The sequence below is a fragment of the Flavobacterium sp. genome, assembly GCF_049240005.1.
GTDB lineage: Bacteria > Bacteroidota > Bacteroidia > Flavobacteriales > Flavobacteriaceae > Flavobacterium.
Window position 1 is genome coordinate 1 of sequence record NZ_JBMLTK010000124.1, and the last position, 26,996, is coordinate 26,996.

General features: G+C 39.6%; 25 protein-coding genes and 1 pseudogene. 12 read left to right on the forward strand and 14 right to left on the reverse strand.

All coding sequences use genetic code 11. The features are described 5' to 3' along the window. Positions 1 to 146 precede the first annotated feature (146 nt). From ACOVQQ_RS12290 to ACOVQQ_RS12330, 9 genes and pseudogenes are all read right to left on the reverse strand, one after another. Positions 147 to 2,951, reverse strand: coding sequence for an MSEP-CTERM sorting domain-containing protein (locus ACOVQQ_RS12290; RefSeq protein ID WP_421818456.1), 2,805 nt, complete (start codon positions 2,949 to 2,951; stop codon positions 147 to 149). After that, positions 2,941 to 3,492: an exosortase K gene (gene xrtK / locus ACOVQQ_RS12295; protein ID WP_421818457.1), complete on the reverse strand. Its 552-nt coding sequence runs from the start codon at positions 3,490 to 3,492 to the stop codon at positions 2,941 to 2,943. The genes ACOVQQ_RS12290 and xrtK overlap by 11 nt, the downstream gene beginning before the upstream one ends. 122 nt (positions 3,493 to 3,614) lie before the next feature. Beyond that, positions 3,615 to 4,053 (reverse strand): annotated as a pseudogene (locus tag ACOVQQ_RS12300) (GTPase); the annotation flags it as partial. A 110-nt stretch (positions 4,054 to 4,163) separates the two neighbouring features. Beyond that, positions 4,164 to 5,594 carry an MBL fold metallo-hydrolase gene (locus ACOVQQ_RS12305; protein WP_421818458.1) on the reverse strand — a complete coding sequence of 477 codons (1,431 nt, stop codon included), beginning with the start codon at positions 5,592 to 5,594 and terminating at the stop codon, positions 4,164 to 4,166. Between the two features lie 12 nt (positions 5,595 to 5,606). Continuing rightward, positions 5,607 to 6,101, reverse strand: a complete 495-nt coding sequence (locus tag ACOVQQ_RS12310; protein WP_421818485.1) for a DUF6691 family protein — start codon at positions 6,099 to 6,101, stop codon at positions 5,607 to 5,609. Further along, positions 6,098 to 6,667, reverse strand: a complete 570-nt coding sequence (locus tag ACOVQQ_RS12315) for a YeeE/YedE family protein (RefSeq protein ID WP_421818459.1) — start codon at positions 6,665 to 6,667, stop codon at positions 6,098 to 6,100. The genes ACOVQQ_RS12310 and ACOVQQ_RS12315 overlap by 4 nt, the downstream gene beginning before the upstream one ends. Before the next feature lie 186 nt (positions 6,668 to 6,853). Next, on the reverse strand, positions 6,854 to 7,654 hold the full coding sequence (locus ACOVQQ_RS12320) for a sulfite exporter TauE/SafE family protein (protein ID WP_421818460.1): 801 nt from the start codon (positions 7,652 to 7,654) through the stop codon (positions 6,854 to 6,856). A gap of 9 nt (positions 7,655 to 7,663) precedes the next feature. Continuing rightward, positions 7,664 to 8,422, reverse strand: coding sequence for a DUF2490 domain-containing protein (locus ACOVQQ_RS12325; RefSeq protein WP_421818461.1), 759 nt, complete (start codon positions 8,420 to 8,422; stop codon positions 7,664 to 7,666). 9 nt (positions 8,423 to 8,431) lie between these two features. Then, a complete protein-coding gene (locus ACOVQQ_RS12330) occupies positions 8,432 to 8,737 on the reverse strand; it encodes an ArsR/SmtB family transcription factor (protein ID WP_421818462.1) in 306 nt (101 codons plus the stop codon). Positions 8,738 to 9,549: 812 nt separating this feature from the next. Between ACOVQQ_RS12330 and ACOVQQ_RS12335 the strand changes: the two genes are divergently transcribed. The 8 genes from ACOVQQ_RS12335 (at position 9,550) to ACOVQQ_RS12370 (ending at position 15,176) form a co-directional block, all read left to right on the forward strand. Beyond that, entirely contained in the window at positions 9,550 to 10,200 is a 651-nt protein-coding gene (locus ACOVQQ_RS12335) for a hypothetical protein (RefSeq protein WP_421818463.1), read from the forward strand. Positions 10,201 to 10,377: 177 nt separating this feature from the next. Continuing rightward, a complete protein-coding gene (locus ACOVQQ_RS12340; RefSeq protein WP_421818464.1) occupies positions 10,378 to 10,791 on the forward strand; it encodes a hypothetical protein in 414 nt (137 codons plus the stop codon). 137 nt (positions 10,792 to 10,928) lie between these two features. After that, complete coding sequence (locus tag ACOVQQ_RS12345; protein ID WP_421818465.1) at positions 10,929 to 11,339, forward strand: cupin domain-containing protein; 411 nt, start codon at positions 10,929 to 10,931, stop codon at positions 11,337 to 11,339. A gap of 6 nt (positions 11,340 to 11,345) precedes the next feature. Next, positions 11,346 to 11,897, forward strand: coding sequence for a GNAT family N-acetyltransferase (locus ACOVQQ_RS12350; RefSeq protein WP_421818466.1), 552 nt, complete (start codon positions 11,346 to 11,348; stop codon positions 11,895 to 11,897). Positions 11,898 to 11,968: 71 nt separating this feature from the next. Continuing rightward, the gene (locus ACOVQQ_RS12355; protein WP_421818467.1) at positions 11,969 to 12,562 is read left to right on the forward strand and encodes a CHAP domain-containing protein; all 594 of its coding nucleotides are present in this window, start codon (positions 11,969 to 11,971) and stop codon (positions 12,560 to 12,562) included. Between the two features lie 663 nt (positions 12,563 to 13,225). Then, entirely contained in the window at positions 13,226 to 14,260 is a 1,035-nt protein-coding gene (locus tag ACOVQQ_RS12360) for a hypothetical protein (RefSeq protein ID WP_421818468.1), read from the forward strand. Between the two features lie 5 nt (positions 14,261 to 14,265). After that, a complete protein-coding gene (locus tag ACOVQQ_RS12365) occupies positions 14,266 to 14,601 on the forward strand; it encodes an STAS-like domain-containing protein (RefSeq protein WP_421818469.1) in 336 nt (111 codons plus the stop codon). Next, entirely contained in the window at positions 14,598 to 15,176 is a 579-nt protein-coding gene (locus ACOVQQ_RS12370) for a hypothetical protein (protein ID WP_421818470.1), read from the forward strand. Before ACOVQQ_RS12365 ends, ACOVQQ_RS12370 begins: the two co-directional genes overlap by 4 nt. A 368-nt stretch (positions 15,177 to 15,544) precedes the next feature. Here the strand turns inward: ACOVQQ_RS12370 and ACOVQQ_RS12375 are convergent, their stop codons facing one another. The 3 genes from ACOVQQ_RS12375 to fahA all read right to left on the reverse strand — a co-directional run bounded on the left by ACOVQQ_RS12375 (position 15,545) and on the right by fahA (position 20,332). After that, a complete protein-coding gene (locus tag ACOVQQ_RS12375) occupies positions 15,545 to 17,518 on the reverse strand; it encodes a KUP/HAK/KT family potassium transporter (protein ID WP_421818471.1) in 1,974 nt (657 codons plus the stop codon). Positions 17,519 to 17,642: 124 nt separating this feature from the next. Next, positions 17,643 to 18,890, reverse strand: a complete 1,248-nt coding sequence (locus ACOVQQ_RS12380) for a DEAD/DEAH box helicase (protein ID WP_298148510.1) — start codon at positions 18,888 to 18,890, stop codon at positions 17,643 to 17,645. Between the two features lie 158 nt (positions 18,891 to 19,048). Next, a complete protein-coding gene (fahA, locus tag ACOVQQ_RS12385; RefSeq protein ID WP_298148511.1) occupies positions 19,049 to 20,332 on the reverse strand; it encodes a fumarylacetoacetase in 1,284 nt (427 codons plus the stop codon). 95 nt (positions 20,333 to 20,427) lie between these two features. Between fahA and glyA the strand changes: the two genes are divergently transcribed. Genes glyA through ACOVQQ_RS12405 form a run of 4 tightly spaced genes read left to right on the forward strand, consistent with a single transcriptional unit; the run spans position 20,428 to position 24,075 of the window. After that, on the forward strand, positions 20,428 to 21,702 hold the full coding sequence (gene glyA / locus ACOVQQ_RS12390; protein WP_421818472.1) for a serine hydroxymethyltransferase: 1,275 nt from the start codon (positions 20,428 to 20,430) through the stop codon (positions 21,700 to 21,702). A gap of 17 nt (positions 21,703 to 21,719) precedes the next feature. Next, a complete protein-coding gene (locus ACOVQQ_RS12395; RefSeq protein WP_165764417.1) occupies positions 21,720 to 22,307 on the forward strand; it encodes a tRNA-(ms[2]io[6]A)-hydroxylase in 588 nt (195 codons plus the stop codon). Further along, positions 22,304 to 22,816: a GNAT family N-acetyltransferase gene (locus ACOVQQ_RS12400; protein ID WP_421818473.1), complete on the forward strand. Its 513-nt coding sequence runs from the start codon at positions 22,304 to 22,306 to the stop codon at positions 22,814 to 22,816. Before ACOVQQ_RS12395 ends, ACOVQQ_RS12400 begins: the two co-directional genes overlap by 4 nt. Further along, positions 22,813 to 24,075, forward strand: coding sequence for an MFS transporter (locus tag ACOVQQ_RS12405; RefSeq protein ID WP_421818474.1), 1,263 nt, complete (start codon positions 22,813 to 22,815; stop codon positions 24,073 to 24,075). The genes ACOVQQ_RS12400 and ACOVQQ_RS12405 overlap by 4 nt, the downstream gene beginning before the upstream one ends. A 1,201-nt stretch (positions 24,076 to 25,276) precedes the next feature. On the opposite strand, the gene ACOVQQ_RS12410 is transcribed toward ACOVQQ_RS12405, so the two are convergent. Both ACOVQQ_RS12410 and dnaX read right to left on the reverse strand, forming a co-directional pair. Further along, entirely contained in the window at positions 25,277 to 25,675 is a 399-nt protein-coding gene (locus ACOVQQ_RS12410) for a hypothetical protein (RefSeq protein ID WP_421818475.1), read from the reverse strand. A 233-nt stretch (positions 25,676 to 25,908) separates the two neighbouring features. Next, positions 25,909 to 26,994, reverse strand: a complete 1,086-nt coding sequence (dnaX, locus tag ACOVQQ_RS12415) for a DNA polymerase III subunit gamma/tau (RefSeq protein WP_421818476.1) — start codon at positions 26,992 to 26,994, stop codon at positions 25,909 to 25,911. Positions 26,995 to 26,996: the final 2 nt, after the last annotated feature.

Here is a 26,996-nt window from a genome sequence, read left to right on the forward strand (position 1 = left end):
AGGTTGAATGGTTGCGAAATTAGTAAAAATCGGTTGTTTTGGAGGAGTTTTTTGATGAGATTTTGAAAATTTAATACTATTTGGATTCTTCTTTTATCATCAAAAAAACATCAAAGCGTGTTTGTTATTTTTAAATGCTTTTCATTTTAATTCAGTTTAGATAGCAAGGATTTTCTTTTTACTACAAGAAAGAATATAAAACATAGAATGAATAGACTCCAGGAAGGCTCGCTCATTCTTGATATACGCTCTTCTAAATCAAGAGATTGGTCTCCGTTTAGTACTTGTTGTTGTTTCTTTTTTAGTAGTATTTTTTGGCTTTCTTCTTCTAAGGCTATAAATGAAGTGGCAGGCGACATAACATTGCTTTCGAAAGAAGATTTTAGCATGTGTTTCCACGTTTCATCAGACAGATCGGGCCTGATAAGTTCTAATCGGCGCAATCCCGCCATAATGACGCCAGTTTTCCATTTGCTTTTATTTTTTATCTGATTATTCAAATCAATGTTTTCATTTAACAGCACAATTTCTGGATTGCTATCACAAGAAATTAGTCTCTGTTCTTTTCTGCTAATTTTGTAGTATTTGACAAGATTTTGATTTTCTAATGGACTTTCAAATTGACATGGATTTTTAGTAGATTCGATTAATGAATGAGCAATTAGCGAGTCATCATTAAAAAGTTCATAGATAAGTGTAAAATCAGGAAAACAAAATCGATAATCGTTGTAATCTTCCGCAAGAATTGTCTTTTTCCAATCGTCTGTAAGAATTATAAAGACAGGTTTATTCAAAGAACTGCGACTTTGAATAAGGGCTTTTCGAAGTGCAGAATCGCAGTAAAATCCGCCTTTAAATGATAAATTAGTAATCGTTTTTATCCAACTTTCATCATAATCTACTGTTCTAATCGAACTATTGGTAAAACTTATTTTAGCGTTAGTAAAGAGCGAATTGTATCTCGATTTAAGTGCATTAATTCGTCGTTGGTATTCTGCTAAATTCTTTTCATTATTATTTGAAATATCTATGATAAAATGGAAGTAAGGTTTCCGTTTAATGCTTGGTAATGACAACTTCTCTGTTTTAGAGATGTAAGCAACAAATTCATTAATTTTTATATTTTCCTCCGTTGTTGTCTTTGTTCCTAAAGGGATATTATTTCCGTCAATGTTTAAGTTTAATGGTTCTTTATGGACAATTTCAAAACCTGAGGTTCGCGTCTGATTGCTCTGAAATGGAAAAATTTTAAATCCGACTTTTGAATCGTTATCGTAGAATAGTAAACCGGGATCTTTTCTTGTGTTCACAATTTGTGAATACACCCACATTACGGATTTTTTCTCAGCTAAAATTCCCTTTTCTCTTCCGTTTTTCATATCTAGATAATAATCAGAAATATAGCTGCCTTGAGGTAGTTCGAATTCGGTTTCAAATTCGGCTGCTGAAAAGTTACTGTTATTAGTGATTTCAAAATCCACGTTGCTTTTCCATGTTTTTTCAGCTGCTATGTAAGTACTTTTATGGATGATCTTCGAAATTTTTAGTCTCGAATTTAAAATTCGTGTAACTGTGTCTTTTTTATATTCCTTACCGAAAAAGATCTGTTCTAGATGCTGAAGTTTAGCTTCTTGCATGGTCAAGTTGTTCAAAACAATCGAGTTGTATAAACTTGATAAATAAGGTGTTCTGTTGGAATTTGTAAAACTTGGTCGTTCCTTATTTTGTCGAATGGTTTTAAATACTTGTTCTAAAGCATTGGTGTCGATATCGTATTCTTTGGTGTAGTCTGTTTTATAGATATAATCAAGTGCTTCTTGTAACACATTTCTTTGATAGATATAATTGCAAGTTACAATTGATGGAATAGCTATAAAACCGAGAAGTAAGATTAAGTTGATGGTACTTTTACGATAGTATTTCTTGAGAAATTGAATATCATCTCGTAAAACAGAGATATGTACAAATGTTAGTATAAGTGGTGCCAGCATAAATAGCCCAATAACAAGTATTAGAAAGGCTAAAGCAAATGGCAAATACGGGAGAAATACAAAGAAAAAGTAAGTCGTAAAGCTAAATGTCAACGCTCTACATGAGAACAAAACAAGTTGAATAATTCTATTTTTTTGCTGAGGAATGCATAAAATCACCCCATTAAAAACGCAAATTATGTAGAAGAATTTATCTGAAAAGTTCCCAAATAAGCCCTGAGAACTTTCGAAACCTTGGTTTAAGTTTGGCAAATTGTTGAATAGCAAACCTGCTATTGGAAGAAGTAATGCAAAAAGAAATAAAACAGCAATCTTGTCGTTAAAAGCCAAAGCATTTTTCTTCAGAATAAAAATATATAAGCCGCGAGTTAAGAAAAACAGAAACAGTAAAGAGCATGTCACTAAAATAGCAAAAAACAACCAAAGTAAAATTTTATAGTGATCGAAATTGAGAAGGAAAATAAAGAGAAAAGCAATTATTATTGTAGAAAGCGGAACAATTATTGCTTTAAGAAAATCCTGTGCAGCAGACTGATTTTCATAGTCGGGGGTGAAGTGTACTACCAACGAAAACAAGCCATAAGCTAAGGTTGGCATTACAAATGTAGTTACATAGATCAGCGGATTTGTGTCAAATATCCAAGAGGGTAGAGAAATGGGTATTAGATCGTCTTCAAAAATGAAACTAAGAATGATGTACAAAACCGAAAAACAAACAGCGATATACGAATAGCCTCTCGAAACATCCTTATTATTTTTTAGTCTGTTAAAAGCATAAACAGCGCTTAACATTCCAAATAAAATTAATATAGCACCAAAAGTCAGTATATGTAGTATGTTTTGCTCTGACAGCAATGAATAAATTATAGAGAAATCAGAATAAAGTATGCTCAGAAGTATGGTAATAGGCAGCGTGCTGGAAAGAAAGATCCATTTTGGACTTAGGGATTTAGTGAGCATATTTTGAGTAGTTTATTATTTTTCCGAATGCAAAATAGAACAGCAGCAAGAATACAACAGTATTTGCTAAGCCAGTAACTTCATGAATAATACCTTGATAATTTTCGCTAAACATAAGACCTAGCTTAGCTGTTGAAATGCAGCTTATTATACGGATAGTGTTGACAAATAAAGTTAGAAGGTATGTGATTGGAAGTAAGAGGAGAAAGGCAAAACATTTGATCTGCAGTTTCGCGATTTTTGTAAAGCAGAGATAAGTCAACATAAAAATACAGACACTCCAGAAGTTATATCCGCTACAAGATTTGTCAATTAGAATTTCTAACTGAGGTAAAAAAAAACCTTCATCTGCAATATTGACACAATTGCTACCTAGGATAAAACCAACAACATAAGCAACAGGTTTTATTAAAAAAAGTACTGATTCGTATGATAGTTTACTACAATAGAAATGCAAGCAATATCCAGCACTTGAACTCAATAAAAGTGGTAAAACTTCGGTGGTTTTTAAATTACTTTTCAAAAGTTTGTGTTCTTGCAAGTTTTTGCTTATTAAACGGATCAGGGAGGTTTTTATTTCGATTGATTTGAAATATATCTAATCTCTTGCTGGGCAATTTCTGTAAAAATCGCAGCTAAATCGGCTATTTCTTCCAAGCTAAGTAGGTACAAAGCCACTTTTGCTGCGCCCGCTTTTCCGAAGGTTTTCGGAATTCCCATTTGTTCTACAACATCGGTCGTAACACGAATTTCCGCTGTATCGATGAATCGAAAACGGATTTAGACAATGCTAGATTCTTCTTCCGTGGTGTCGCGCGTGGTTACTGCAATGTCCGAAACTATGACGCGCTTTTCGTTGAGCAATGCGTTTAGTTGAGTCGATTTCCCAACATTCGGTTTACCGATAATTGCAACAGAAACACAGTTCTTCAAGACTTTTCCAACGGCAAACGAGCCTATGAGTCGTTTTAATACTGCAAGGATTACATTCCACCAAAGCTTCAAAGGCTTTACGGTCGGCAATCGCCACGTCTACTTTGGCAAAATCGAGCTCAAGTTCAACTAAGCTAGCAAAATTTAAAAGTTCCTCGCGCAGTTTTGCAAATACTGCCTAAACCAACCGAGCTAGGGTCCCGATCGCTATCGGGATGAAATGGAAAACGCGAAATGCCGCCCAAAAAACAGCTAAAAACGCTGTTCCCGATTTTAATATCACAGTATGATTTTACTCTGACAAACAAAATCGCTTTTCGGAATGCTTGTTTCTGCAATGGCTTTAAAACCTCCCGCTACTTCGGTGAAATTGCGGTAACCGCGTGCCTGTAAGATACTTGCCGCAATCATACTTCGATAACCTCCTGCGCAATGCAAATAAAAATGATTTTCAGGATTCAAGTCTTTAATCCAATTATTGATATCGGCTAACGGACGGTTGAACGCTTCTGCCACATGCTCGGCTCTGTATTCGCTTTGCTTACGAACATCAATAATCGTATCGTACTCAATGGCAACAACTTCCGCGAAAGCAGCAGCCGAAATACGGTTTACGGTATCAACTTCTTTTCCGGCATTTTTCCAACTGTCAAATCCGCCCTCCAAATGTCCAACAATGTTATCAAAACCTACACGTGTTAAACGCGTAACAGTTTCCTCGATTTTGTTCGAATCGGTAACCAATAGTAACGGTTGCTTTACATCGCCCACGAGCGCACCCACCCAAGGAGCAAAATCGCCGTTTACGCCAATGTTAATCGACTGTGGGATAAATCCTCGGTGGAACGTATCGCTGTCGCGCGTATCGAGAATTAGCGCACCAACCTCTTCGGCGGCGGCTTTAAATGCAGCAACCGAAAGTGCGCGCATACCGTTGTTAAATACGTGCTCAAAGCTGTGGTAACCGTTTTTGTTCATCGCCACATTTGCGCCGAAATAAGTAGGAGGTGGCAGCAATCCATCGGTAACTTCTTTGATAAACTCTGCATCGGTCATGTTGGCACGCAGTGCATAGTTCGTCGCTTTTTGATTACCGATGGTCGAAACGGTTTCTTTGCTCATGTTCTTTCCACAAGCACTTCCGGCTCCGTGCGCTGGATAAACGAGAACGTGTTCGGGCAATGTCATTATTTTTGTTCGCAGCGACTGATATAAAGTTGCGGCTAACTGTTCTTGCGTTAGGGAAGCCGCTTTTTGGGCTAAATCGGGCCGACCCACATCGCCAATAAACAGCGTATCGCCACTAAAAAGTACTTGTTCAGAACCGTTTTCATCGACTAATAAAAAGCAGGAGCTTTCCATCGTATGACCGGGCGTATGTAATACACGAATGGTGATGTGTCCGAGTTTAAAATCTTGCCCATCGGTGGCTACAATGCAATCAAATGCTGGCATTGCATTCGGCCCGTACACGATGGGTGCAGCTGTCTTGCGGCTCAAGTCTACGTGTCCGCTTACGAAATCAGCATGAAAATGTGTTTCAAAAATGAATTTTAACTGGGCGTTATCGCGGCTTAGGCGGTCGATGTATGGCTGTGTTTCGCGCAGCGGATCGATAATGGCAGCTTGGCCGTTAGAAGTAATGTAATAGGCGCCTTGTGCTAAGCAACCGGTGTAAATTTGTTCTATTTTAAATGTTGGAGAATTCATAATTGTATGTCTTTAATGAGGTAAATTTTCTCTGAAATATCCGTAAACCCAAGTGCCAGCGATAGCACTTATCAAGGTTACACTTACGGCAGCAAAACCACTTCCTATTTGTGCAAATAACGGACCCGGACAAGCGCCTGTGATGGCCCAACCGATTCCGAAGATTAGTCCGCCGTAAATCTGACCCTTACTGAACTTCTTGTCTTCAAAGTGAATACGTTCGCCATTTAATGTTTTGATATTGAATTTCTTAATCAAGAAAACCGACAGCATACCTACAACAACGGCGGTTCCGATGACGCCGTACATGAAAAACGACTGTAACTGAAACATCTCCTGAATGCGAAACCAACTAATGATTTCGGCTTTTACAAACACAATTCCAAAGGCAATTCCCACAAGCATATACTTCAGATTGTGCCAGAACGGCGTTTTTACCTGTTGTTCGTTGGTACAAATAGCGTCTTGATGCCGGATATCCGTTTTTTCTGTTTGATTTTTCATTATTGAGCTAATTTTAAAATGAAGGGAAGAATAACGTTGGCGGAGAAGAAGCCGCCAATCATAAAACAACAGGTAGCAATCAGCGAAGGCCATTGCAAGGTAGATAAGCCCATGATGGCATGACCACTGGTGCAACCACCGGCGTAGCGCGTGCCGAAACCAACCAAAAATCCGCCGATCACAAAAAAGAAAAGTCCTTTTAAAGTGAATAGATTCGAAACCGAAAACAAATTGGCAGGCATTAAGTTGTCGAAGTCGGTAATGCCCCATTCCATGAGCTGCGCACGAGTTCCTTCGGCAATCTCAACCGGTTCCGGATTCGATAAATAGTTGGCAGCAATAAATCCGCCGATAAACACGCCAAAAACAAAGAATAAGTTCCAAACTTCTTTCTTCCAATCGTATTTAAAAAATGGAATCTTGGCGGGAATGCAAATCGCACAAATGTGTCGTAGCGATGAAGATATTCCAAATTTCTTATTCCCAATAAGCAATAAAACTGGAACGGTCAGACCGATTAATGTGCCCGCAACTGCCCAGTGCCAAGGTTGTTTTAAAAGTTCAAACATAAATGTTTATTTTAATTTGTTATCGATTTAAAGGATAAGTTGAGTGCGACGCCTTGATAATTCGAGCGTCGAAGCGAGTAAGTAGGCGAACTACATTTTAAAAATAGTTTTCCCTTGCTCAAATTTATACGATACAGCTGCTGTAAAGTAATTTTGTTGTTTGCGTTTCTCATCGAATTTGTTGTGTTAGTGTTTCAAAATAGTTTCTTTAAAAATAATGTACATGCCCATCAGTAATACAAACCAACCAAATGCGGGCTTGAGTTTGTTGCCGTCTATCTTTTTGGAAATTGGGATACCTATAAAAATACCAAGTACTGCGAAAGCCGAGATGTGAAGCAGTAATGACCAGTCGATTAGCGTTTCACTGCTTTCGCCCCAAAAACCAACGAGCGATTTAGCAGCAATAATTACCAAAGAAGTACCCACAGCTTTCTTCATCGGTAATTTAGAAAGTAAGACCAGTGCGGGAATGATTAAGAATCCGCCGCCAGCACCCACTAAGCCAGTTAAAATTCCGACAAGCGTTCCTTCTACCAAGATTAGCGGATGGTTAAATTTTTGTGGCGCTTCATCGTTTTCAGTTTTTAAAACAGATTTCGTAATCATGCTGTGCGAAGCGGCGATCATTAACAAAGCAAATAGCAATACCAAACTGATACTTTTCGTAAAAACAAAACTACCGAGCGTAAACAACTGTTCAGGAATTGCCGGCACCAAGTAGGCCCGAGTAGCAAACACAGCAATAATCGATGGAATTCCAAAAACAACAGCCGTTTTTACATCCACTAATTTGTTTTTAAAATACGCCAGCGAACCCACCGAACTGCTCACACCCACGATAAAAAGCGAGTAAGCCGTAGCAGTAACGGCGTCAACTGCAAACAAATACAGCAAAACAGGTACGGTAAGTATGCTACCGCCGCCGCCGATCACGCTGAGCGAAATACCGATAAAGATGGCAGCGATATAACCAAGTAATTCCATGTCTTGCATTTACGAATGTTTACCAGCGTTTTGTTTTTCGTGCTGTTTTCCTTTCAAGGTATAGTACACATGAACGATAAAGTTGTTTTCATGCAAAAACTCGTCGGTGTTGCGTGGCAAACGCGATATATACATGTAGCCGGTTTCGAGGCGGAGTTGTTCCAGAATACGGTAGTTTATGAGAAACGCTATGCGCTCATGATCAAAGATATGCGTTCGTTCGGCTCCTTTGAGGTTCAGGAAAAGTTCTTCGTAGAGAACCAGATTGAGCTTTTCGGTAAGTTCGTAGCGCAGTCCGATACGGATGCGAAGCCGAGTGATGTCGGTCGTTGTATTTTGAAAGTCGCGGTATTCCATGCACGTTCGGTTCATCAACCACAGTTTTTCAGTTAGTTCGTGTTTTGCATCGAGTGCTGCAGAAAAGCGTAATTCTTGTATAGTGCGACTGTTTTTATCGGCTTCCGCTATTAAAATTCGGTTGTGCCAGTAGTAGGCAAAAGGGGAGAGGGAAAGGCTTAAAGCTTCATTGTATTGAAAATGCGCCCAAGTTCGAATGCTGTTTAGGAGGTTGTGTGCGAGTACATTGCGTTCGTTAGCCGGAAAATCGTTTTGCGTACGGTGCTGTATTTCAGCTTCGTATTTCCATTTTTTGCCATGAAGGTAAGCTACCGATGCGCGTCCCCATAAATTAAGGTGTGCCGACTCTTGCGCTAACGTACGCGAATCAAATAAAGATAAAAAGATATATATAAATATATGTTTTTTCATAAAAAAATACTAGTGTTCGTTGCAGCAGTTTTCTAGGCAGGTGATGATGTTTTTCATGTTTGGAAAACGCAGCGAAACGAATTTATTTCGCCCCACTTTTTCCGACAGGAGCACACCTTTATCTTCCATTAGTGTGATGTGTTGTGAGGTTACAGCTTGTTCGAGATTCAGTGTTTCTTGAATTTCGATAAGGGTCATTTTTTGGTTAACAGTCAGTAAGTCAACAATTGCCAGACGCACCGGATGAGCAATTACTTTCAGCATGTTTACTGCGTAAATCACTTTTGCTGGTTCAATCCGCTCCGTTAATGTCATTTTATCTCCGAATTAATTTTCAGATACAAAGATATAAATATATATATGTATTAAACTAAATTTTTTTTCTTTTTTTCATTCTTTCACTTCCGACCGCAATCGGAATTCAATTTTCTCGCTTCCGATCGCAATCGGAATTCAATTTTTCTAAACTACTTCGGTTGACCACATAGCCACAAAGGTCACAAAGGTTTTAGTCCAATTCTACAAGGAGGGTTGTGTTCACTTTTTTAGGATTTTTGTTTTAGCTGTGAGCTTTTAGCTGTTAGCTTTTAGCTTTTTCACTTCCGATCGCTACCAAAATTCAATTTTTTCAATTTTTTTAAACTATTTCAGTTGACCACATAGGCACAGAGTTCACAAAGGTTCTACTCCAATTCTACAATTAGGGATGTGTTCACTTTTTTAGCTTTTTCAATTTTTTCAATCTTTCAATCTTTCAATCTCGAAATCTTCCAGAAGCTCTTCCCGTTTTCCGCTGTAGTCCTCGTAAAAGGCGCGGTTTTCATGGGGCTATACCCGGCTTCTTGGGTCGCCGTTTCTAGCCCAATTCAAACAAGCGTCTTTTCCTCCGGGCTGCCGCTGCAACCGGGGCTAGGGCATACGTTACTAACGTTTGGTGGAAAAGTGTATATTCGTTCAACATTAAAAGCAAATCAAGTGTTGAATAGTACAAAATAAAACCTCTATAAATTTATCGACCTTACGCGTTGTTATTTAATGATTTACGTGCTTAGTTTCGTGTAAGTCCTACATTTGTTGGTCAAACGAGATTTTTCACAACCCTATATAATATTATAATTCAAGACTTAGTGCAAACAGAAAGACCCTTATCCGAGAGGGAAATTAAAACCCTAAGACGACACTTAAAGCAACTTGACAAACAAAAGTCATTTCAAGTTAAGTTTCTTTTTATCTGGATACTTCTAGCAATTCTGGTCGGTACATTTGCTTACTTTTTTCTTAATACAACTACTGAATTATACTTATTAATCGGTACAGTGGTTGTTTATATACTGATGGGTACATGGAGTTTTTTAGAGACTTATTTAAAACATAGGAAAGAGAGAAAGGATATTGATTTCGTGTTTGCAACAAATAAGGTCATGTCAATACAAGTAATAGGTAATGAGTATATTGAATTATCGGAAGTGGAAGATGAAGGCGTAAATTACTTGTTTCAGATTAGTGATAATAAAATACTTTCTTTTGGTGGACAAGACTTTTATCCCACAAAGAGCTTTCCATCCGACAATTTTGAAATTGCAGTTTGCCACGGCGCTACGAATGACGTTGTGTTCTTAAAAATTTATAATTACGGTAAGAAAATTCAGCCCATAAGAAAAATATCTGGACAAGCGAAATGGGACTTAATAGGAAGTACAAATTATCCTGACCCTAACAGTTTCACTATCATTGAAGGACAGCTTGAAAATATTGAAGCAATTATACATGGTAGCTAGGATAAATGCAAATAACAGTACCTACCATAAACTTGTTGTTCAGCTTTAAAAAAAAGCGTTTTCTCAGCAAGTTTAGTAGTAGCAGATAGTTTTCCGCTATGAAGTTGCAAACTAAAAAAGCATCTATAACGTTAGCGTTTATTTATTGAAAATCATACATAATAAACAGTCATAAAAATGGAAATAGTAGAGATAATAATCAAAGCTTTAGGGCTAATGAGTATAGGTGGAGTTATTAATTATTTTTTTGTGGAGAGCAAAAAAAGGAAAGACCAATCTCGACATGAAATTAAGGAGGTTAGGTACATGGCAATTTTGTTGCTATCTTATTCATTAGTGAATTATGAAAAGGAAAAAGACAAACTGAAACGACAAAAACCCGAAATCACATCAAAAGAAGAACTAATTGATGAGATTAAATTAGAATGGTTTAATATGACACTTTACGCATCAGACTTAGTAATAAAAACGATGAAGAAATTTATAGAAAACCCAAATGAAGAAGCGTTAAACAAACTGGTTTTTGTGATGAGAAAAAGTCTTTATAATGTTAAGACGACATTGAGTCCAGAGGATTTGAGCTTAGATTAGTTAACACTTTAGCTAGTACGCATAATCATTCTACGATTAACTTTTTTAAATACATTTAGAAGAACAAATTCCTTACTCGTGTATTAAGCTCACATTTCAAAGAGTTAAAAGATATATTTTAGTGAAAATCACAAACTATGGAACACAAGCAAAACGACACATCGGTACTTTTCCTCAAAAAGAAAGAGGGTAGAGTGTACCATTGCGGCAGTATGACTGCAATTTTTAAAGCCGATGAAAACGAAACGGCTAACAAGTACAGTATTTCCGAATGGTGGTTAGAACCTTATTCTACCGGTCCGGGCGCTCACCAGCACGAGGCTAACGATGAGGTTTTCTACGGTATTTCAGGCGTTACATCGGTTCTGGTTGGCGAGACATGGTTAGATATTGAACCCGGTGATTTTTTGCGGATTCCTGCCAAGACCCGACACGATTTTGCAAATAATACGTCCGAGAAATGTGCCGTACTAAACTTTTTTATTCCCGGCGGATTTGAAAGAAATATGCCCGCTATTGTTAAATGGTTCGAATCAAATCAACCCTAACCCGCGATGAAAATATTTGCTGAAAGCGAACGGCTTATTTTACGAGAATTAGTTCCCGCAGACGTTGACGGTATGTTTGAACTCGATTCGGATCCGGAAGTGCACAAATTTCTGGGCAATAAACCACTGACATCCAAAGAACAATCTGCAAACGTCATCACTTTTGTTCGGCAACAATACCAAGAGCACGGCATTGGTCGTTGGGCTATCGTCTACCGGGAAACCAATATCTTCATCGGCTGGGCTGGATTAAAGTTTGTTATTGAGCTAAACAATAATCACCAAAATTATTACGACATAGGCTATAGGCTCATCAGAAAATACTGGTCGAAGGGAATCGCTACCGAAGCAGCTTTTTTAACACTCGACTATGCTTTTAACACCATGAAACTGCAGCAGGTGTACGCAGCTGCCGATGCAAACAATATGGCATCAATAAAAGTTTTGGAGAAAATTGGCATGCAGTTCGTAGAAACCTACTTCGATGAAGATACGCCATGGAATTGGTATAAAATTGAAAGATCGGATTATACAATTAATAGACAATCAATACGTTAGTTAATTGTTGATGTAACCTTGATTATGTAGTATTTACGTCACGCTGATTCGCTTTATTAAAGTTTCTTTCTATGAAATTAAAGTCTTTAAAATACCTTTTTATCGCTATTATTTTAGTAGTAACTACCGCTTTTTGGTCGTTTAATAAGATCGGTTTTATAACAGGTTTAAAAGTCGGACAAAAGATTGACAGTTTAAATGGAGTTTACGTTTATTACAACGGTTCGGTTGGTAATGTAGTGGGTCGGAATACCACTATCGACGGCTACAATCTTGGATTGAAGTATCAGTGCGTTGAGTTTGTTAAACGCTATTACTATCAACATCTTAAACACAAAATGCCCGATAGCTATGGTCATGCAAAAGATTTTTATGATCGCGCTGTTGCAGATGGCGGAATGAACAAAAAAAGAAATTTAATTCAGTTTACAAATACGAGTAAATCGAAGCCTCAGGTGAACGATCTTCTGATTTTTGATGGAAATGTATTCAACCAATACGGTCATGTGGCCATTATTTCTAAAGTAACAGCTTCGCAGATACAAATTGTGCAGCAAAATCCGGGACCAAATGCAAAATCCCGAATCGTTTTGGACCTCAATTATAAAAACGGAAAGTGGACCATTAAGCACGACGAAATTTTGGGTTGGTTGCGAAAAGTTTAGAAGAATAGAATTTTGAATAAACGCCGTTGTTTATAGAAAATGCTAGAAAACAGGCAATTTGCCACTAAAATCGCTTATTTGCAATGCAGGTTTGCCAAAATATGTTTGTTAACGTTCCCTCAGTCGTCATACAAACTAAGCCGCGGTATCCCCAACACGATTCGGTAATAATTTCGTCGAAATACCCAAAAACAGTATTTCACTTTTAGGTAAAAATTGATAGTACTAGTTTTTAGAAGCTTTTCCGGCTGTTCGCTTTAGTCCGCAAAAAATACGGCACGTTCACTCGGCCTGCGGTGGGCTCCTCGCGTCGCCACCGCAGTCGCGGTTCACGTAGCCGTATTTTTCTTGCGGGCTGCCGCTGCCATCCGGGCTAGGGAATACGTTACTAACGTTTGGTGGAAAATATCAATAATTAGATATTTTTGCTTAGAGAAAATTGCATAAAATAGCAAAGCAAAGTCTTTTTTAATCAGTAGAACAATAAAGAAACCATTTGTTTAATTTTAACATATGAAAAGAGCTGATAAATTTTAACTATAAACCGCTTTTAATAAATAGTTTATCATCGTTCTTGAAAGTTGAAGAAAATGTAAGAACTTCACTATTTGTCAAACTGATGTGAATTCTAAAAGAACTATCTTGCGATGATTAACCATAACTATGAAAAAACTTTTTTCAACTTCTAAATACAAGAAAAGAAATAGGCAAAAGTCTTTTGCGGCAGTCAAGCAACATAATAAAAGAAAGCAGAAATATTTTAGGTCTAAATATTATTCAAAATCTACAAATCGAACACGTAAAGGTCGTTATTTCAGGACGTATAACAGAGAACCGAAGATAACTGTTCAAATAGCTCCGCAGGATTTTAGCATTGTTAATAATGCAGAAGAGACTTTAGCATATTTTGATTATGTTCAGTTCTTATTAAACAATGATAATTCAGTGATGTTTGACATTTCAAAAATTCAAACATTAACTACCGATGCTATTGCTGTACTTCTAGCAAAAATTCAAGACGAGAAATTTCACATGAAAAATGAAATTTACGGCAATGAACCTGAAAATGAATATCTTAAAAAGCTTTTTACTCAAAGTGGTTTTTATGAGCATGTACTAGTGAAGGAAATCACACCAAAAAATGATAAAAAGTTATTAATTCATAAACAGACTAATAACCGAGTAGAACCAGATATTGCTAAAGAAGCTTGTTTATTAGGATTAAGGCATACTTTTGAAAATGAAGAGATTTTTGAACCTCTTTATGACATTTTAATTGAAGCTATGCAAAATACAAATAACCATGCGGGTTCAGAACGTGGAAAGTATGATTGGTGGTTACATGTTTACAATCATCCTGGTTGTAAAAGAACAAGTTATACTTTTCTTGACTTAGGTGTTGGTATATTTGAAAGTTTACCGGTTAAAACTTACAAACGTGAATTTTATGAAAACCTCGGAATTCCGACTAATTTAGAATTAGTTCCGCGCCTTTTCGCAGGAGCTATAAAATCCAGAACTGCTCGACCAGAGAGAGGTAAAGGCGTACCTCAAATTTACGAATGTGCTCAAGATCCCGCTTTTATAAGGTTTATTTTAATTTCAAATGATATCTTTGCAGACATGAAAAATAATCAGTTTCTTTCACTTCGCAACAAGTTTGACGGTACTCTATTTTACTGGGAAATAAATAATTAGGTAAAATGAAAATACAAGATACATTAGTTATTGCAACAGAATTTAAAGATAACCCTGGCGCTAGAGATAGAGAAGATGGACCACATTCAGGACAAGAATTTCTAGAAGATATCTTTATTACTAGATTTAATAAAGCTATTGATGGGAATTATATTATTTTGGTCGACCTTGATGGTGTTTGGGGATATCCTTCGTCTTTTGTAAGTGGCTCTTTCGGAAAGTTATCAATGGAAATAGGTTCGGAAATTTTACTTAAACATTTACAATTTAAATCGGATAGAAATCCGCTTCGAATTGAGAAGGTTTTAAATGAGATCAAAAACCCAACTCCAAAAAAATGAAAAGTTTAAAAATAATTATTTGTGTTCTAATTTTTTTAATAGGATTTTCGTGGGGATGTTTTATTCAAAAATATCCTTTTCTAAAATTCAATTCAGAAGTGAAAATTTTTGAAGTTTTGAATTTTTTTCTTACCGCTGCAATTGGACTTTTAATTCCTTTCTTTATAAAAAAATGGATTGAAGATGGTAGGTACATAAAGAATAATTTAATAGCAGAACTAAAAGAAACTCTTACAGAAATTATCACAATTCGGGACAAGGTCAAATCATGCTTTTCCAATGGTTCGATAAACTCAACCGACAAACAGTTTATAATCGTTCAATTTGAAGAAATTGATTTAAAGTTGAACGGCTTACACACGCTTTTATGTGAGTATTCAAAAATCAAAGCAGAATTTTTGTTTAAAGAAATAAAAGAAGAATATTTAAAGTATTGGAAGTTAACAACTGGGGAAGAAATAATGTCCAGTAATTTTGTTGTTGTTTCCCAAAATTTCTATCGTGAGCACAACGAGGTGTACAGTAACCTTGAAACTAAAGTTAAAACATGCATAAATAAAATTCATATGTTTTAATGCACCTCTCCAAATAGTCTGTATTCGTAAATTGCGGAGATTCTGGTTACCCAAGTTTATGGTTTCACGAAGAAGCATTAGCCATGATCCACAATTCTCAATTCCCAATCGATACTCCCAACTTCCCCCGGTAACGTTCCTCGCGGCCGTGATGGCAGTGAAAACAAAACCGCAGAAAAGTGTGTGAGAGCGGTTTTGAATAGGCGACCAACGGAAGCCCTAGACAAAAGCAGCACGAACCGCTTTTGTGCGTTTTTGTTGCAACGAACAGCGCGAAATGCCGCCCAAATAAAAAACAAAAAAACCGGTTTTCAACTTTAGATTGACGACCGGTTTTTGAGTATTAGTTTCAAAACGTGATGAGCTGCTTAGTCGATGCGCTTCATGCAGATTTTCTCCGGCGGATGTAACACCAACGGGAATTTCTCTACTTTCACCGAACTGCTGTCTAAACCAAAACCACCTTCTTCACTTAAACTGAGTTTTTTCAAGAAGAAATACGAATTCATAATCAGCTTTTCGTACCAAAGTAAGTCGCTGTCGTTCGACAAGAATTTCTCGGATAACACAAATTTGAAGTCGCCAATAATGTTGTTGCGGTTTAACGATTCGTAACGGCTGCGGATGTCCACCTCGCCATTTGCCACCATATTTTTCACCACTTCTTTAAACATGATGTTGATTTTAGTAGGCTCGCGGAAACCGAGATTGAAGTCGATTCGAATAACGTCGTCGCGTAAAATATGCGTTACCTTATATTCGGTCTTGTAGGGTTCGTTTAAGATATTTACGTGCAAAAACCAATACATATCGGCACGCTTCGGACGTTTTTCAAAAATAGAGTACACTACTTTTTCCTCGATCTCATCCACACGACTCGCATTGGTCAAGTACACTAAATGCGTTGCATATTTAGGAATGGATAAATCGACGCTTAGTTCGCGCAACATTTGACTGTAATCGCCAATTTGCACCATTTTCGTATAGTTCTTACTGATTTTCTTCGCGCGGAACCAAATACTCATAATCGCAATCAAAACAATCGCAATAATTAGAGTTACAAAACCACCTTCGGCAAATTTTACCACGTTTGCAGCCAAAAACGAGCCTTCAATTACCAGATATAACGTGATCAACGGAACATAAATGTACCACGCTACACGCTTCATAATGAGGTAGTAATTGAGTAGAACGGTGGTCATGATCATACAAAGTACAATAGCCAAACCGTAGGCGTGTTCCATGGCGCTCGACTCTTCGAAGTACAATACAATGCCGATACAACCGAAAAGCAACAACCAGTTGATGCTTGGGATATACAATTGTCCTTTTAAATCGGTTGGATATTTAATGCGCACTTTAGGCCAGAAGTTCAAGCGCATGGCTTCGTTGATGAGCGTAAACGATCCGCTGATTAATGCCTGAGAAGCGATAACTGCTGCCAAGGTTGCGATAACAACACCTATGGGTTGAAACCAATCGGGCATAATCATGTAAAACGGATTCGGATTTGAAGTTCCTAAAGAACGTAGCGTACTACCTTCGTGGTCGATCAGGAACGCCGCTTGTCCGAAATAATTGAGTAATAAAGCCGATTTGACAAACATCCAACTGATGCGAATATTTTTTCTGCCGCAGTGCCCCATGTCTGAATACAGCGCTTCGGCACCTGTCGTACAAAGGAATACAAAACCAAGAACGAAGAATCCTTCTGGGTTTATACCTTCCGGAGCAACTAAAATATGATACGCGTAATACGGGTTTATTGCCTTAAGAACGCCCCAATTATCTGAAATTTGAATGACACCTAAGGTAGCCAACATTCCAAACCAGATCATCATTACCGGGCTGAAAAACCGACCAACTAAGCTGGTTCCGAACTGTTGAATGGTGAACAACACGCACAAAATAGCGATGACAATAGGTACCGTATTTATTGTGGGATAGAAATTCTTAACCCCTTCTACTGCGGAGGAAACCGAGATCGGAGGCGTAATAATTCCGTCGGCTAATAAGGCCGATCCGCCAATAATCGCCGGAACTATTAACCATTTGATTTTCGTTCGTTTAACTAGGGCATACAGGGCAAAGATTCCGCCTTCGCCGTGGTTGTCGGCATTTAGCGTTAAAATTACGTATTTCAAGGTGGTTTGAAGGGTTAAAGTCCAAAAAACCAAAGAAATACCGCCCAAAACTAAGTCCTCATTTATCGGATTGTCAAGCCCAACTATGGCTTTCATTACGTAAAGTGGAGAGGTTCCGATATCACCGTAAATAATCCCTAAACTGACGAGAAGCCCGCCAATTGTCCACTTACTGTGGAGATCTTTGCTTGCGCTCATTGCAAAAAATTATCCTGCAAATTTAAGATTTTTTTAGCAACGCGACATCGATTTAGTGTAGTTGTTTTTCGAGGGTTTTGCGCACCGACTTCACTTTACGTTCAAATGTAACTTCAAGTAGGAGTTAATACCAGCGCTTTTTGTTTTTTTTGCTGGTTGTCGACTTTCGACTTTTAGAAGTACCTTTTTTTGCTGCATTATCGGCAACGGGAGTTTCTACCCGTTCGGCTCCAACCCAAGGCCACGGATGGTCTTTAATTTCGGTAACCGCTGCACGAGTAAGTTTAATAATGTCTTTCCAGTACGGTTCTTCGTCGCGACCGCAAAAGCTGATAGCAGTTCCTTCTTTTCCGGCACGTCCGGTTCGACCTATTCGGTGTACGTAAGTTTCGGGAATATTCGGTAAATCAAAATTGATGACAAACGGAAGTGCATCGATATCAATGCCACGTGCGGCAATATCTGTGGCAACCAAAACGCCCACACTCTTGTTTTTGAAAGATTCTAACACGCGTTGTCGTGCCGACTGCGATTTGTCGCCGTGAATTGCCTCAGCTTCCACACCTTTTTTCTTTAAAGAGCGCACGATATTATCTGCTCCGTGCTTGGTTCGGCTGAATACCAAAACGTCGCTCAAACCTCGATTCCGAATCAAATGGTAGAGCAGATTTCGCTTTTCGGTTTTTTCAACAAAATATATTTCTTGATTGATGCGTTCAACTGTCGACGATACCGGATTTACCGTAATGTGTTTTGGTTGATTGAGAAAATCTTCGGCTAAAGCGCGAATTTCCAACGGCATTGTTGCCGAAAAAAGCAGCGTTTGGCGGTTATTTGGCGTAAGCTTCACAATTTTCTTGACGTCGTTAATAAAACCCATGTCGAGCATTTGATCGGCTTCGTCGAGAACTAAAATGTGCAATTGATTTAAATCGATAAATCCTTGTTTTTCCAAATCGAGTAAACGCCCTGGAGTAGCTACCAAGACTTCGGTGCCGCGTTTTAGTTGTTCGACTTGTGGAATTTGAGACACACCGCCAAAAATGGTCGTTGTGCGCACGCGTGTGTACTGTCCTAACGATTTGAACGACTCTTCGATTTGGAGTGCTAATTCGCGCGTAGGTGTTACAATTAGCGCGCGAATATTGTTGTGTTTTTTGCCAACACCAGGCATTTTTTGGATGTAATCGATTATGGGAATTGCAAAGGCAGCAGTTTTTCCTGTTCCGGTTTGTGCACAACCTACTAAATCGGTTCCGGCAGCCACAATTGGAATGGCTTGCTGTTGAATAGGAGTAGGTGTTTGAAAGTTTAAATCGGCTAGTGCTCGTTGTATATTTGGAGAAATGTCGAAGTCTGAAAATGTGGTCATAAATTATTTTAAATCGCAACAAAGCTACAACATTAATAATGGATGCTTTTTTATTTGAATTCTTTGCTATTAAAGTGTTGTTTTCTAATGCATTAAATTAAAAAATCAGCTTTCGCAGAACGTAAAGCTGATTTTTAAAGAACGTCAGTTTAAGGAACTTAGCTTCTTACGAAAGGCGGCAGGAGTTTCGAGGAAACTTCTCCAAATCCGATCCGCACATCGGCATTTTTACAAAAACCTTTCATAATTACCGTGTCGTTGTCGTTGATAAATTTACGTTCGGTTCCGTCGTTTAATTTAATCGGATTTTTCCCGCCCCAAGTTAATTCCAACATCGATCCGAACGAATCGGGAGTTGGCCCAGAAATGGTACCGCTTCCCATCATATCGCCCGAATTGACGCGGCAACCGTTTGAAGTATGGTGCGCCAATTGCTGCGACATCGACCAATACATATACTTAAAGTTCGAATGGCAAACCACTGTGCTTTCGGCATTTTCTGGTTTTATTTCAACGGTTAGATTAATGTCGAATGCGTGTTTTCCTTTTTGTTGCAAGTAGGGCAAAGGAGTAGGGTCTTGTTTTGGCCCTTTTGTTCGAAAAGGCTCTAAGGCGTCCATAGTAACAATCCACGGTGAAATGGAAGTCGCAAAATTCTTTGCCAAAAATGGTCCTAGCGGAACGTATTCCCATTTCTGGATATCACGGGCGCTCCAATCGTTGAGCAAAACCATACCAAAAATGTAATCTTCGGCTTCATGAACTGGAATATTCTCGCCCATAATATTGGCATCTGTCGTGATAAACGCCATTTCTAATTCAAAATCAATAGTGCGACTCGGACCGAAAAGCGGTGTGTTTTCGCCTGCCGGAAGCGTTTGTCCCATGGGTCGATGCACTGGAATTCCGCTTGGTACGATGCTAGAACTTCGTCCGTGATAACCTACCGGAATGTGAAGCCAGTTTGGCAGTAAGGCATTTTCAGGGTCGCGGAACATTTTTCCGACGTTTGTAGCATGCTCGCGACTCGAATAAAAGTCGGTATAATCGCCAATTTGAACCGGCAATTGCATTTCTACATCCGAAATATGGTAGATAACCTGTTCCTTGTCTTCTTCGTTATCGCGCAGTTCCGGATTGTTTTCATCAAAAATGTCGGCAATTCTGTTGCGTACCAATCGCCAAGTCTTTTTTCCGTCGCTGATAAAATCATTGAGCGTATCTTGCATGAACATATCGTCGGTTAACTCAATGCCTGCAAAGTAGTTAAGTGCTTGAAGCGCGCCTAAATCGATGGCGTAATCGCCAATTCGTGTACCGATTGTAATCACATCATCCTTGGTTAAGAAAACACCAAAAGGAATGTTTTGAATCGGGAAATCGCTTTCTGGAGCAACAGCTAACCAAGATTTTCTATTCGGATTATTTGCAGTAATTGGCATAGATTTTTTATTGAGAAACGTGCTCAAATGTATTATTTCTTACCAATTAAAAAAACCAAATTCGTACTTTTGAGCACAATAAAATTTTAGCTGTTATGCAACAAGATCGTGAGATTTTCGATTTGATTATGGATGAGCAAGACCGTCAGCTGCACGGTATCGAATTAATTGCTTCAGAAAACTTTGTAAGCGACCAAGTTATGGAAGCTGCAGGTTCTTGTTTGACCAATAAATATGCAGAAGGATATCCCGGTAAACGCTATTACGGCGGCTGCGAAGTTGTCGACATCGTCGAGCAAATTGCCATCGATCGTGCGAAAGCTTTGTTCGGTGCTGCGTATGCAAACGTGCAACCACACTCAGGTTCTCAAGCAAACACCGCTGTTTATGCAGCTTGCTTGCAACCGGGCGACAAGATTTTGGGATTCGATTTGTCTCACGGAGGACACTTAACGCACGGTTCGCCAGTAAATTTCTCGGGAAAATTGTACAAGCCCGCCTTTTACGGTGTAGAAGCCGAAACAGGGCAGTTCGATTACAATAAAATCGAAGAAATTGCTATGCGCGAACAGCCTAAAATGATCATCGCTGGAGCTTCGGCGTACACGCGTGACATGGATTTTAAACGATTTAGAGAAATCGCCGACGCTTGTGGCGCACTTTTATTGGGCGATATTTCACATCCAGCAGGTTTAATTGCCAAAGGATTGTTGAACGACCCAATTCCGCACTGTCATATCGTAACCACAACCACGCACAAAACCCTACGTGGTCCGCGTGGAGGTATGATTATGATGGGACAAGATTTTGAAAATCCGTTTGGACTCAAAACACCAAAAGGCGATTTGAAAATGATGTCGAATTTGTTGGATTTATCGGTATTTCCAGGCAATCAAGGCGGACCGTTAATGCACATCATCGCTGCAAAAGCGGTGGCATTTGGTGAAGCGTTAACCGACGAGTTTTTCCGTTACACCTTACAAGTACAGCGCAATGCAAAAGAAATGGCACGTTGTTTTGTAGAAAAAGGATATCATCTTATTTCCGGCGGAACGGATAATCACATGATGCTTATCGATTTACGAAACAAAAACATCACCGGAAAGCAAGCCGAAAACGCATTGGTAAAAGCCGAAATTACCGTGAATAAGAATATGGTTCCGTTCGATGACAAATCGCCGTTCATAACTTCTGGAATTCGAATCGGAACTCCGGCCATTACCACACGTGGTTTGGTAGAGTCGGATATGAGTACTATTGTTGATTTGATCGATCGCGTAATCATGAATCACGAAAATGAAGCTGTTTTGGAAGCTGTCGCAGAAGAAGTGAATGAAATGATGAGCGAAAGAGCCATGTTTGTATTTTAAAGAGAAAATTTATGTCGATGATGCGCTTGCAATTGCCAACCGATCCGCGTTGGGTTGATATTGCATACGAGAATATTGAAGAAATTTTAACCGATCACGCCTGGTGCGAACAAAAGGCGGCATCGAACGCCATTACTATTATTACGATTAATTCCGAATATCAGGATTTAGTTACCGATATGTTGCGCGTAGCCAAAGAGGAAATCGATCATTTTGAACAAGTTCACGAAATGATTAAAAAACGCGGACTTACTTTGGGTCGGGAGCGTAAAGACGATTATGTAGGCGAGCTCGCCAAATACATGAAGCAACAAAATAACGGCAGCCGTGTTTCGGGTTTTGTGGAACGTATGCTGTTTTCAGCTATGATCGAAGCCCGCAGCTGCGAACGTTTTAAAGTTTTATCGGAACACATTCCCGATCCCGAACTGGCCGCATTTTATCGCGAACTTATGGAAAGTGAAGCACAGCATTACACCACTTTTATTCACTACGCAAGAAAATACGGACAAGGAATCGATGTCGAAAAACGCTGGCGCGAATGGCTTGATTACGAAGCTTCCGTAATCGCAAACTACGGTACAAAACAAGCGATCCACGGATGAGTAGCGTGCAGTTAATTGCCGCCTCTGCTGCCGATATACCAAGTATAAAAACTCTAGCGTGCGAGATTTGGCCCGATTGTTACGGCAGTATTCTTTCGCAACAACAAATCACGTACATGCTCGATTTGTTTTATACCGAAGAAAGTTTATACGCGCAAATGCAAAACGGACAAGCGTTCTTTCTCATTCGTCAACACGAAGAAACAATCGGATTTCTAGCTGTTCAATGCGATTACAAAACAGCAGGGAACGCCCGTTTACATAAGTTGTACCTTGCAACAGCAACGCAAGGCAAAGGAATCGGACAAAAAGTTTGGCAAGAAGTTGAGTGCTATCTTAAAGAACAACAACAATTTACAATCGAGTTAAACGTAAATCGATTTAATCCAGCACAGCATTTTTACATAAAATGTGGTTTTAAAATTTCTGAAACGGTCGATATTGCCATTGGAAAAGGGTATTTAATGGAAGATTTTGTGATGGTGAAAAACCTGACAACCAATTTATGAAACAATCTTTTTTCGAGAAAAATCCGTCGCTGCTGCTTCGCGAATTTCAAATATTTCTAGCAAGCCGATTTGGAGTGGTTTTTTCACTAAACATGCAAACCACCATCATTTTCTACTGGATTTACGAATTAACAAAAGATAAGCTAACACTCGGATTAATAGGTTTGGCGGAGGTAATTCCAGCCGTTGGCATATCGTTTTTTTCGGGCTATATCGTCGATCATACTGAGAAAAGAAAAATGGTACTTGCTTGTATTTTAGGTTACATACTTGTTAGCGTACTGTTGGTTGGCGTAGCGTATTTTCCGTTTGCAGATCGTTCGCTGCAAGTGGTTTTCATATTTGTTTTGGTCTTTTTAGGCGGCGTACTGCGCGCATTTTATAGTCCGTCTATGTTTTCACTTTTTGGAAAAATCATGCCCAAGTCGCTGTATCCGAACGCTACGTCGTGGTCGTCTATGTCTTGGCAACTTGGTGCGGTAATCGGACCCTTAACCGCCGGATTTTCTATTGCGTTACTCGGAATCGAAAACGCGTTGATTTTTATTGTTGCCGTTCAGGTCGTCATGCTGCTAGTAACGATGTCGATAAAGCCACAAGCGCACGAAGTTTTGGTAAAAGAGCCGGTTTTGCGCAGCGTTCGCGAAGGCTTACAATTTGTGTTTAAAACGCCGGTTTTGTTTTCTGCTTTGTGTCTCGATTTGTTTTCGGTGCTGTTTGGAGGTGCGATCGCGCTACTTCCGGTATATCAAAAAGAGATTTTGTTCATTAGCGATATGGGTTACGGCATACTGCGGGCCGCTCCCGGAATTGGTGCCTTACTTACGTTAGGATTGCTGGCGTTTCTGCCTCTAAAAACCAAACCCGGCATAAAATTGTTTTGGTGTGTGGGCGGTTTTGCCGTGAGCATCATCATTTTTGGAATTTCGAAAAATTTCTATCTGTCGCTTGCTATGTTGGTATTATCGGGTATGTTCGACGCTGTTTCGGTTGTTATTCGTTCGATTATTTTACAGCTCACCACTCCCGATCACATGCGTGGCAGAGTGGCAGCGGTTAATACCATGTTTGTTAGTTCTTCGAATGAGTTGGGCGATTTCGAAAGTGGTTTAATGGCGCATTGGCTGGGAACGGTTCGGGCTGTTGTCGTTGGCGGATGCATCACCTTGGGCGTGGTATTGTTTACGTTTGCTAAGGTTCCGCAACTTCGAAATTTTAAGTTTGAGGACGACACCGATAAAAAAAATCGCGAACCGTAGTCCGCGATCTTGATATATAGTTGCTCCCAAGTAGGGAAGGAGTGGGGATATACATCCCGACGATTCCTAAATGCTCAATAATCATGCCAGTTAGAATAATTCTTTAGATAATTTGGGCGCGCCGGCAAACGAGTCGTCGCTGCGCAAAAAGTGTGCACGCCGTCACGTGTTCCGCTTTATCTTTTTTGCCAAAAAAGTAGTGGAAATACCGAAGCGCAAAAAAGGATATCGCTGCACCCGTTCGCGCGGGAAAGGTGCATGTTAAAAGATTTCGAGATTAAAAGATTAAAAGATTTAAAGATTGGGAGATTGGCCTTCGACAAGCTGCCTTCGACAAGCTCAGGTACCCACCTACGAATTGCGGATTAGTTGGGAAAAACGATACGTAAAGTGGTGAATTTATCGAAGTCTTTCCCGATAGCTATCGGGACTCAAGTCTTAATACAAAAATCTCCATTAGCCTTCTACAAGCTCAGGCACCGACCGACGAATTGTGGATTATTTGGGCAAAACGATACGTAAAGTGGTGAACGTCGCGATCCCGATAGCTATCGGGACTAGCTTCTATCTTCTAAATAAGCCTTCGACAAGCTCAGGCACCGACGAATTGTGGATTAGTTGGGCAAAACGAAACGTAAAGTGGTGAACGTCGCGATCCCGATAGCTATCGGGACTAGCTTCTATCTTCTAAATAAGCCTTCGACAAGCTCAGGCACCGACGAATTGTGGATTAGTTGGGCAAAACGAAACGTAAAGTGGTGAACGTCGCGATCCCGATAGCTATCGGGACTAACTTCTATCTTCTAAATAAGCCTTCGACAAGCTCAGGCACCGGCAATACCTGGGTTCAGTTGGGCAAAACGATACGTAAAGTGGCGAATTTATCGAGTCTCGCTTCTCGCTTCTCGTTTCTCGTTTCTCTCCCGATGGCTATCGGGACTAGCTTCCCAAAAAACGATGCGTTAAGTGGTGAACGTCGCTGAGGATTGCTCCCGCAATAGCGATTGACGCGAAAACCCCACAGCGAGGAGGCACGACGAAGCGAGGAGTTGCAGCAGAAAGCGCGGGCGCCGCTGGCACTCATTTTCGTTGAAGCAAAATCGTTGCGGCGCATTGCCCAAAATCAAAAAACGATACGCTTACTTTGAAGGTCAAAGCTATTTTGTCGTTATTGTCGTTCGAATCCACAAAACCGCTCCATTTAATCCAATTCTAAATCGAAGGTTCTGCGCAGCTTGTCAAGCAACGGATTAATTTCTACCAAACGATTGTACTTGTCTTGAGGCGTAATATAACGCTTTGGCTTTGCATTTTCATTAACCGCAACTTCGATGTCGATGTCGTGATTTTTTAAATGTCCGCGCAAATAGCCCAAAAGTGCTGGAATTTCCTTTTCAAAATCGAGCTTCGAACCTTCGTTCGGAAAAGTCACAAAAACTTGCGTTCCTTCTAAGCGCGGTTCGTTCATCAGCAGTAACGATTCGGCAATTTTGTGTCCACTATCCCCTAATTTCTGCGCGTATTTCGACCAGTAAATGCGAAAATCTGTTTCCGTAAACGATTCGCGCAGATGTATATCGGTCGATGGTCGGAGTTCCAATCCCGCTGCTTTTTGCAGTTCTTTTTTTAACGCTAAGGCTTTTAATGACGTTGCCGAAACATACGAGCCGCTTGCTACTGCGGGTGTTGGCGGACTACTCGGTGCAGCTTGTTTTGCTATTTCTGCTGCTTGATTTTCGACTTGGGCAGAAGTAACGACAGGAGTCTCAGTTGGTGTACTTTGGTTGCTAACTGCGGGCGTTTCTTGTGCAGCTAACCCACCGTTAGGCGGAATTATGAAAAACCTAGATTTTTTTTTTCAGGGTCGGCAGTAAGCGAACAAATTTGCATCAGGCAAAGTTCGAGTAGTAATCGCTGATTTTGAGACGATTTGAAGTTTAAATCGGCCGCATTTGCCAAGTCGATAGCGCGCAACAAGAAATCTACCGTTACTGTTTGCGATTGTGCGGCATATTTTTGTTTGGTAAGTTCGCCAGCTTCAATTAAATCGAGCGTTCCCGGATTTTTCACCATAAGTAAATCGCGAAAATGTAAACCCAAACCAATGATAAATTGATGGCTATCGAAACCGCGACTTAAAATATCGTTGAACTGAATTAATGCCGCAGGAATATTAGCTTGACGCAGATTTTCAGTCATTTCCAGATACACATCGTAATCTAAAACGTTTAGGTTTTCGCTAACAGCTTTTCGACTCAGATGATTTCCGGCGTAAGTAACTACACGATCAAAAATCGACAAAGCGTCGCGCATAGCACCATCGGCTTTTTGAGCAATGATTTGCAAGGCTTCGTCTTCAAAAGTAACATTCTGACTTTTAGCTACTTCAGCTAGATAATTTTTTGCATCAGTTACGGTTATGCGTTTGAAATCAAATATTTGGCAACGCGATAAAATGGTTGGCAAAACTTTATGTTTCTCGGTAGTCGCTAAGATGAAAATAGCGTAGGAAGGCGGTTCTTCCAAGGTTTTTAAAAACGCGTTGAAAGCTGCCAGCGAGAGCATGTGCACCTCGTCGATGATATACACCTTATATTTTCCGGTTTGCGGCGGTATACGCACTTGCTCTGTAAGCATTCGAATGTCGTCTACCGAGTTATTCGACGCCGCATCGAGCTCAAATACGTTGAATGAAAAGTCTTCATTCGGATCGTCGTAATCGGGCTGATTTACTTTTCGGGCTAGAATTCGCGCGCAGGTTGTTTTTCCAACACCACGGGGACCCGTAAATAGCAACGCCTGCGCCAGATGATTGGTTTCGATGGCACGCAACAAAGTGGAGGTAACAGCCTCTTGGCCAACTACATCTTTGAACGTAGTTGGGCGGTATTTGCGAGCAGAAACGACGAATTGATCCATAA

Bases quoted from the DNA above. Each gene is read 5' to 3' on its own strand.
- ACOVQQ_RS12375 (WP_421818471.1), bottom strand. From the start codon at position 17,518: ATGAGCGCAAGCAAAGATCTCCACAGTAAGTGGACAATTGGCGGGCTT.
- ACOVQQ_RS12340 (WP_421818464.1), top strand. From the start codon at position 10,378: ATGGAAATAGTAGAGATAATAATCAAAGCTTTAGGGCTAATGAGTATA.
- ACOVQQ_RS12350 (WP_421818466.1), top strand. From the start codon at position 11,346: ATGAAAATATTTGCTGAAAGCGAACGGCTTATTTTACGAGAATTAGTT.
- ACOVQQ_RS12305 (WP_421818458.1), bottom strand. From the start codon at position 5,594: ATGAATTCTCCAACATTTAAAATAGAACAAATTTACACCGGTTGCTTA.
- fahA (WP_298148511.1), bottom strand. From the start codon at position 20,332: ATGCCAATTACTGCAAATAATCCGAATAGAAAATCTTGGTTAGCTGTT.
- glyA (WP_421818472.1), top strand. From the start codon at position 20,428: ATGCAACAAGATCGTGAGATTTTCGATTTGATTATGGATGAGCAAGAC.
- ACOVQQ_RS12345 (WP_421818465.1), top strand. From the start codon at position 10,929: ATGGAACACAAGCAAAACGACACATCGGTACTTTTCCTCAAAAAGAAA.
- ACOVQQ_RS12405 (WP_421818474.1), top strand. From the start codon at position 22,813: ATGAAACAATCTTTTTTCGAGAAAAATCCGTCGCTGCTGCTTCGCGAA.
- ACOVQQ_RS12355 (WP_421818467.1), top strand. From the start codon at position 11,969: ATGAAATTAAAGTCTTTAAAATACCTTTTTATCGCTATTATTTTAGTA.
- ACOVQQ_RS12380 (WP_298148510.1), bottom strand. From the start codon at position 18,890: ATGACCACATTTTCAGACTTCGACATTTCTCCAAATATACAACGAGCA.
- ACOVQQ_RS12370 (WP_421818470.1), top strand. From the start codon at position 14,598: ATGAAAAGTTTAAAAATAATTATTTGTGTTCTAATTTTTTTAATAGGA.
- ACOVQQ_RS12400 (WP_421818473.1), top strand. From the start codon at position 22,304: ATGAGTAGCGTGCAGTTAATTGCCGCCTCTGCTGCCGATATACCAAGT.
- ACOVQQ_RS12290 (WP_421818456.1), bottom strand. From the start codon at position 2,951: ATGCTCACTAAATCCCTAAGTCCAAAATGGATCTTTCTTTCCAGCACG.
- ACOVQQ_RS12320 (WP_421818460.1), bottom strand. From the start codon at position 7,654: ATGGAATTACTTGGTTATATCGCTGCCATCTTTATCGGTATTTCGCTC.
- ACOVQQ_RS12315 (WP_421818459.1), bottom strand. From the start codon at position 6,667: ATGTTTGAACTTTTAAAACAACCTTGGCACTGGGCAGTTGCGGGCACA.
- ACOVQQ_RS12360 (WP_421818468.1), top strand. From the start codon at position 13,226: ATGAAAAAACTTTTTTCAACTTCTAAATACAAGAAAAGAAATAGGCAA.
- ACOVQQ_RS12330 (WP_421818462.1), bottom strand. From the start codon at position 8,737: ATGACATTAACGGAGCGGATTGAACCAGCAAAAGTGATTTACGCAGTA.
- dnaX (WP_421818476.1), bottom strand. From the start codon at position 26,994: ATGGATCAATTCGTCGTTTCTGCTCGCAAATACCGCCCAACTACGTTC.
- ACOVQQ_RS12365 (WP_421818469.1), top strand. From the start codon at position 14,266: ATGAAAATACAAGATACATTAGTTATTGCAACAGAATTTAAAGATAAC.
- ACOVQQ_RS12395 (WP_165764417.1), top strand. From the start codon at position 21,720: ATGATGCGCTTGCAATTGCCAACCGATCCGCGTTGGGTTGATATTGCA.
- ACOVQQ_RS12325 (WP_421818461.1), bottom strand. From the start codon at position 8,422: ATGAAAAAACATATATTTATATATATCTTTTTATCTTTATTTGATTCG.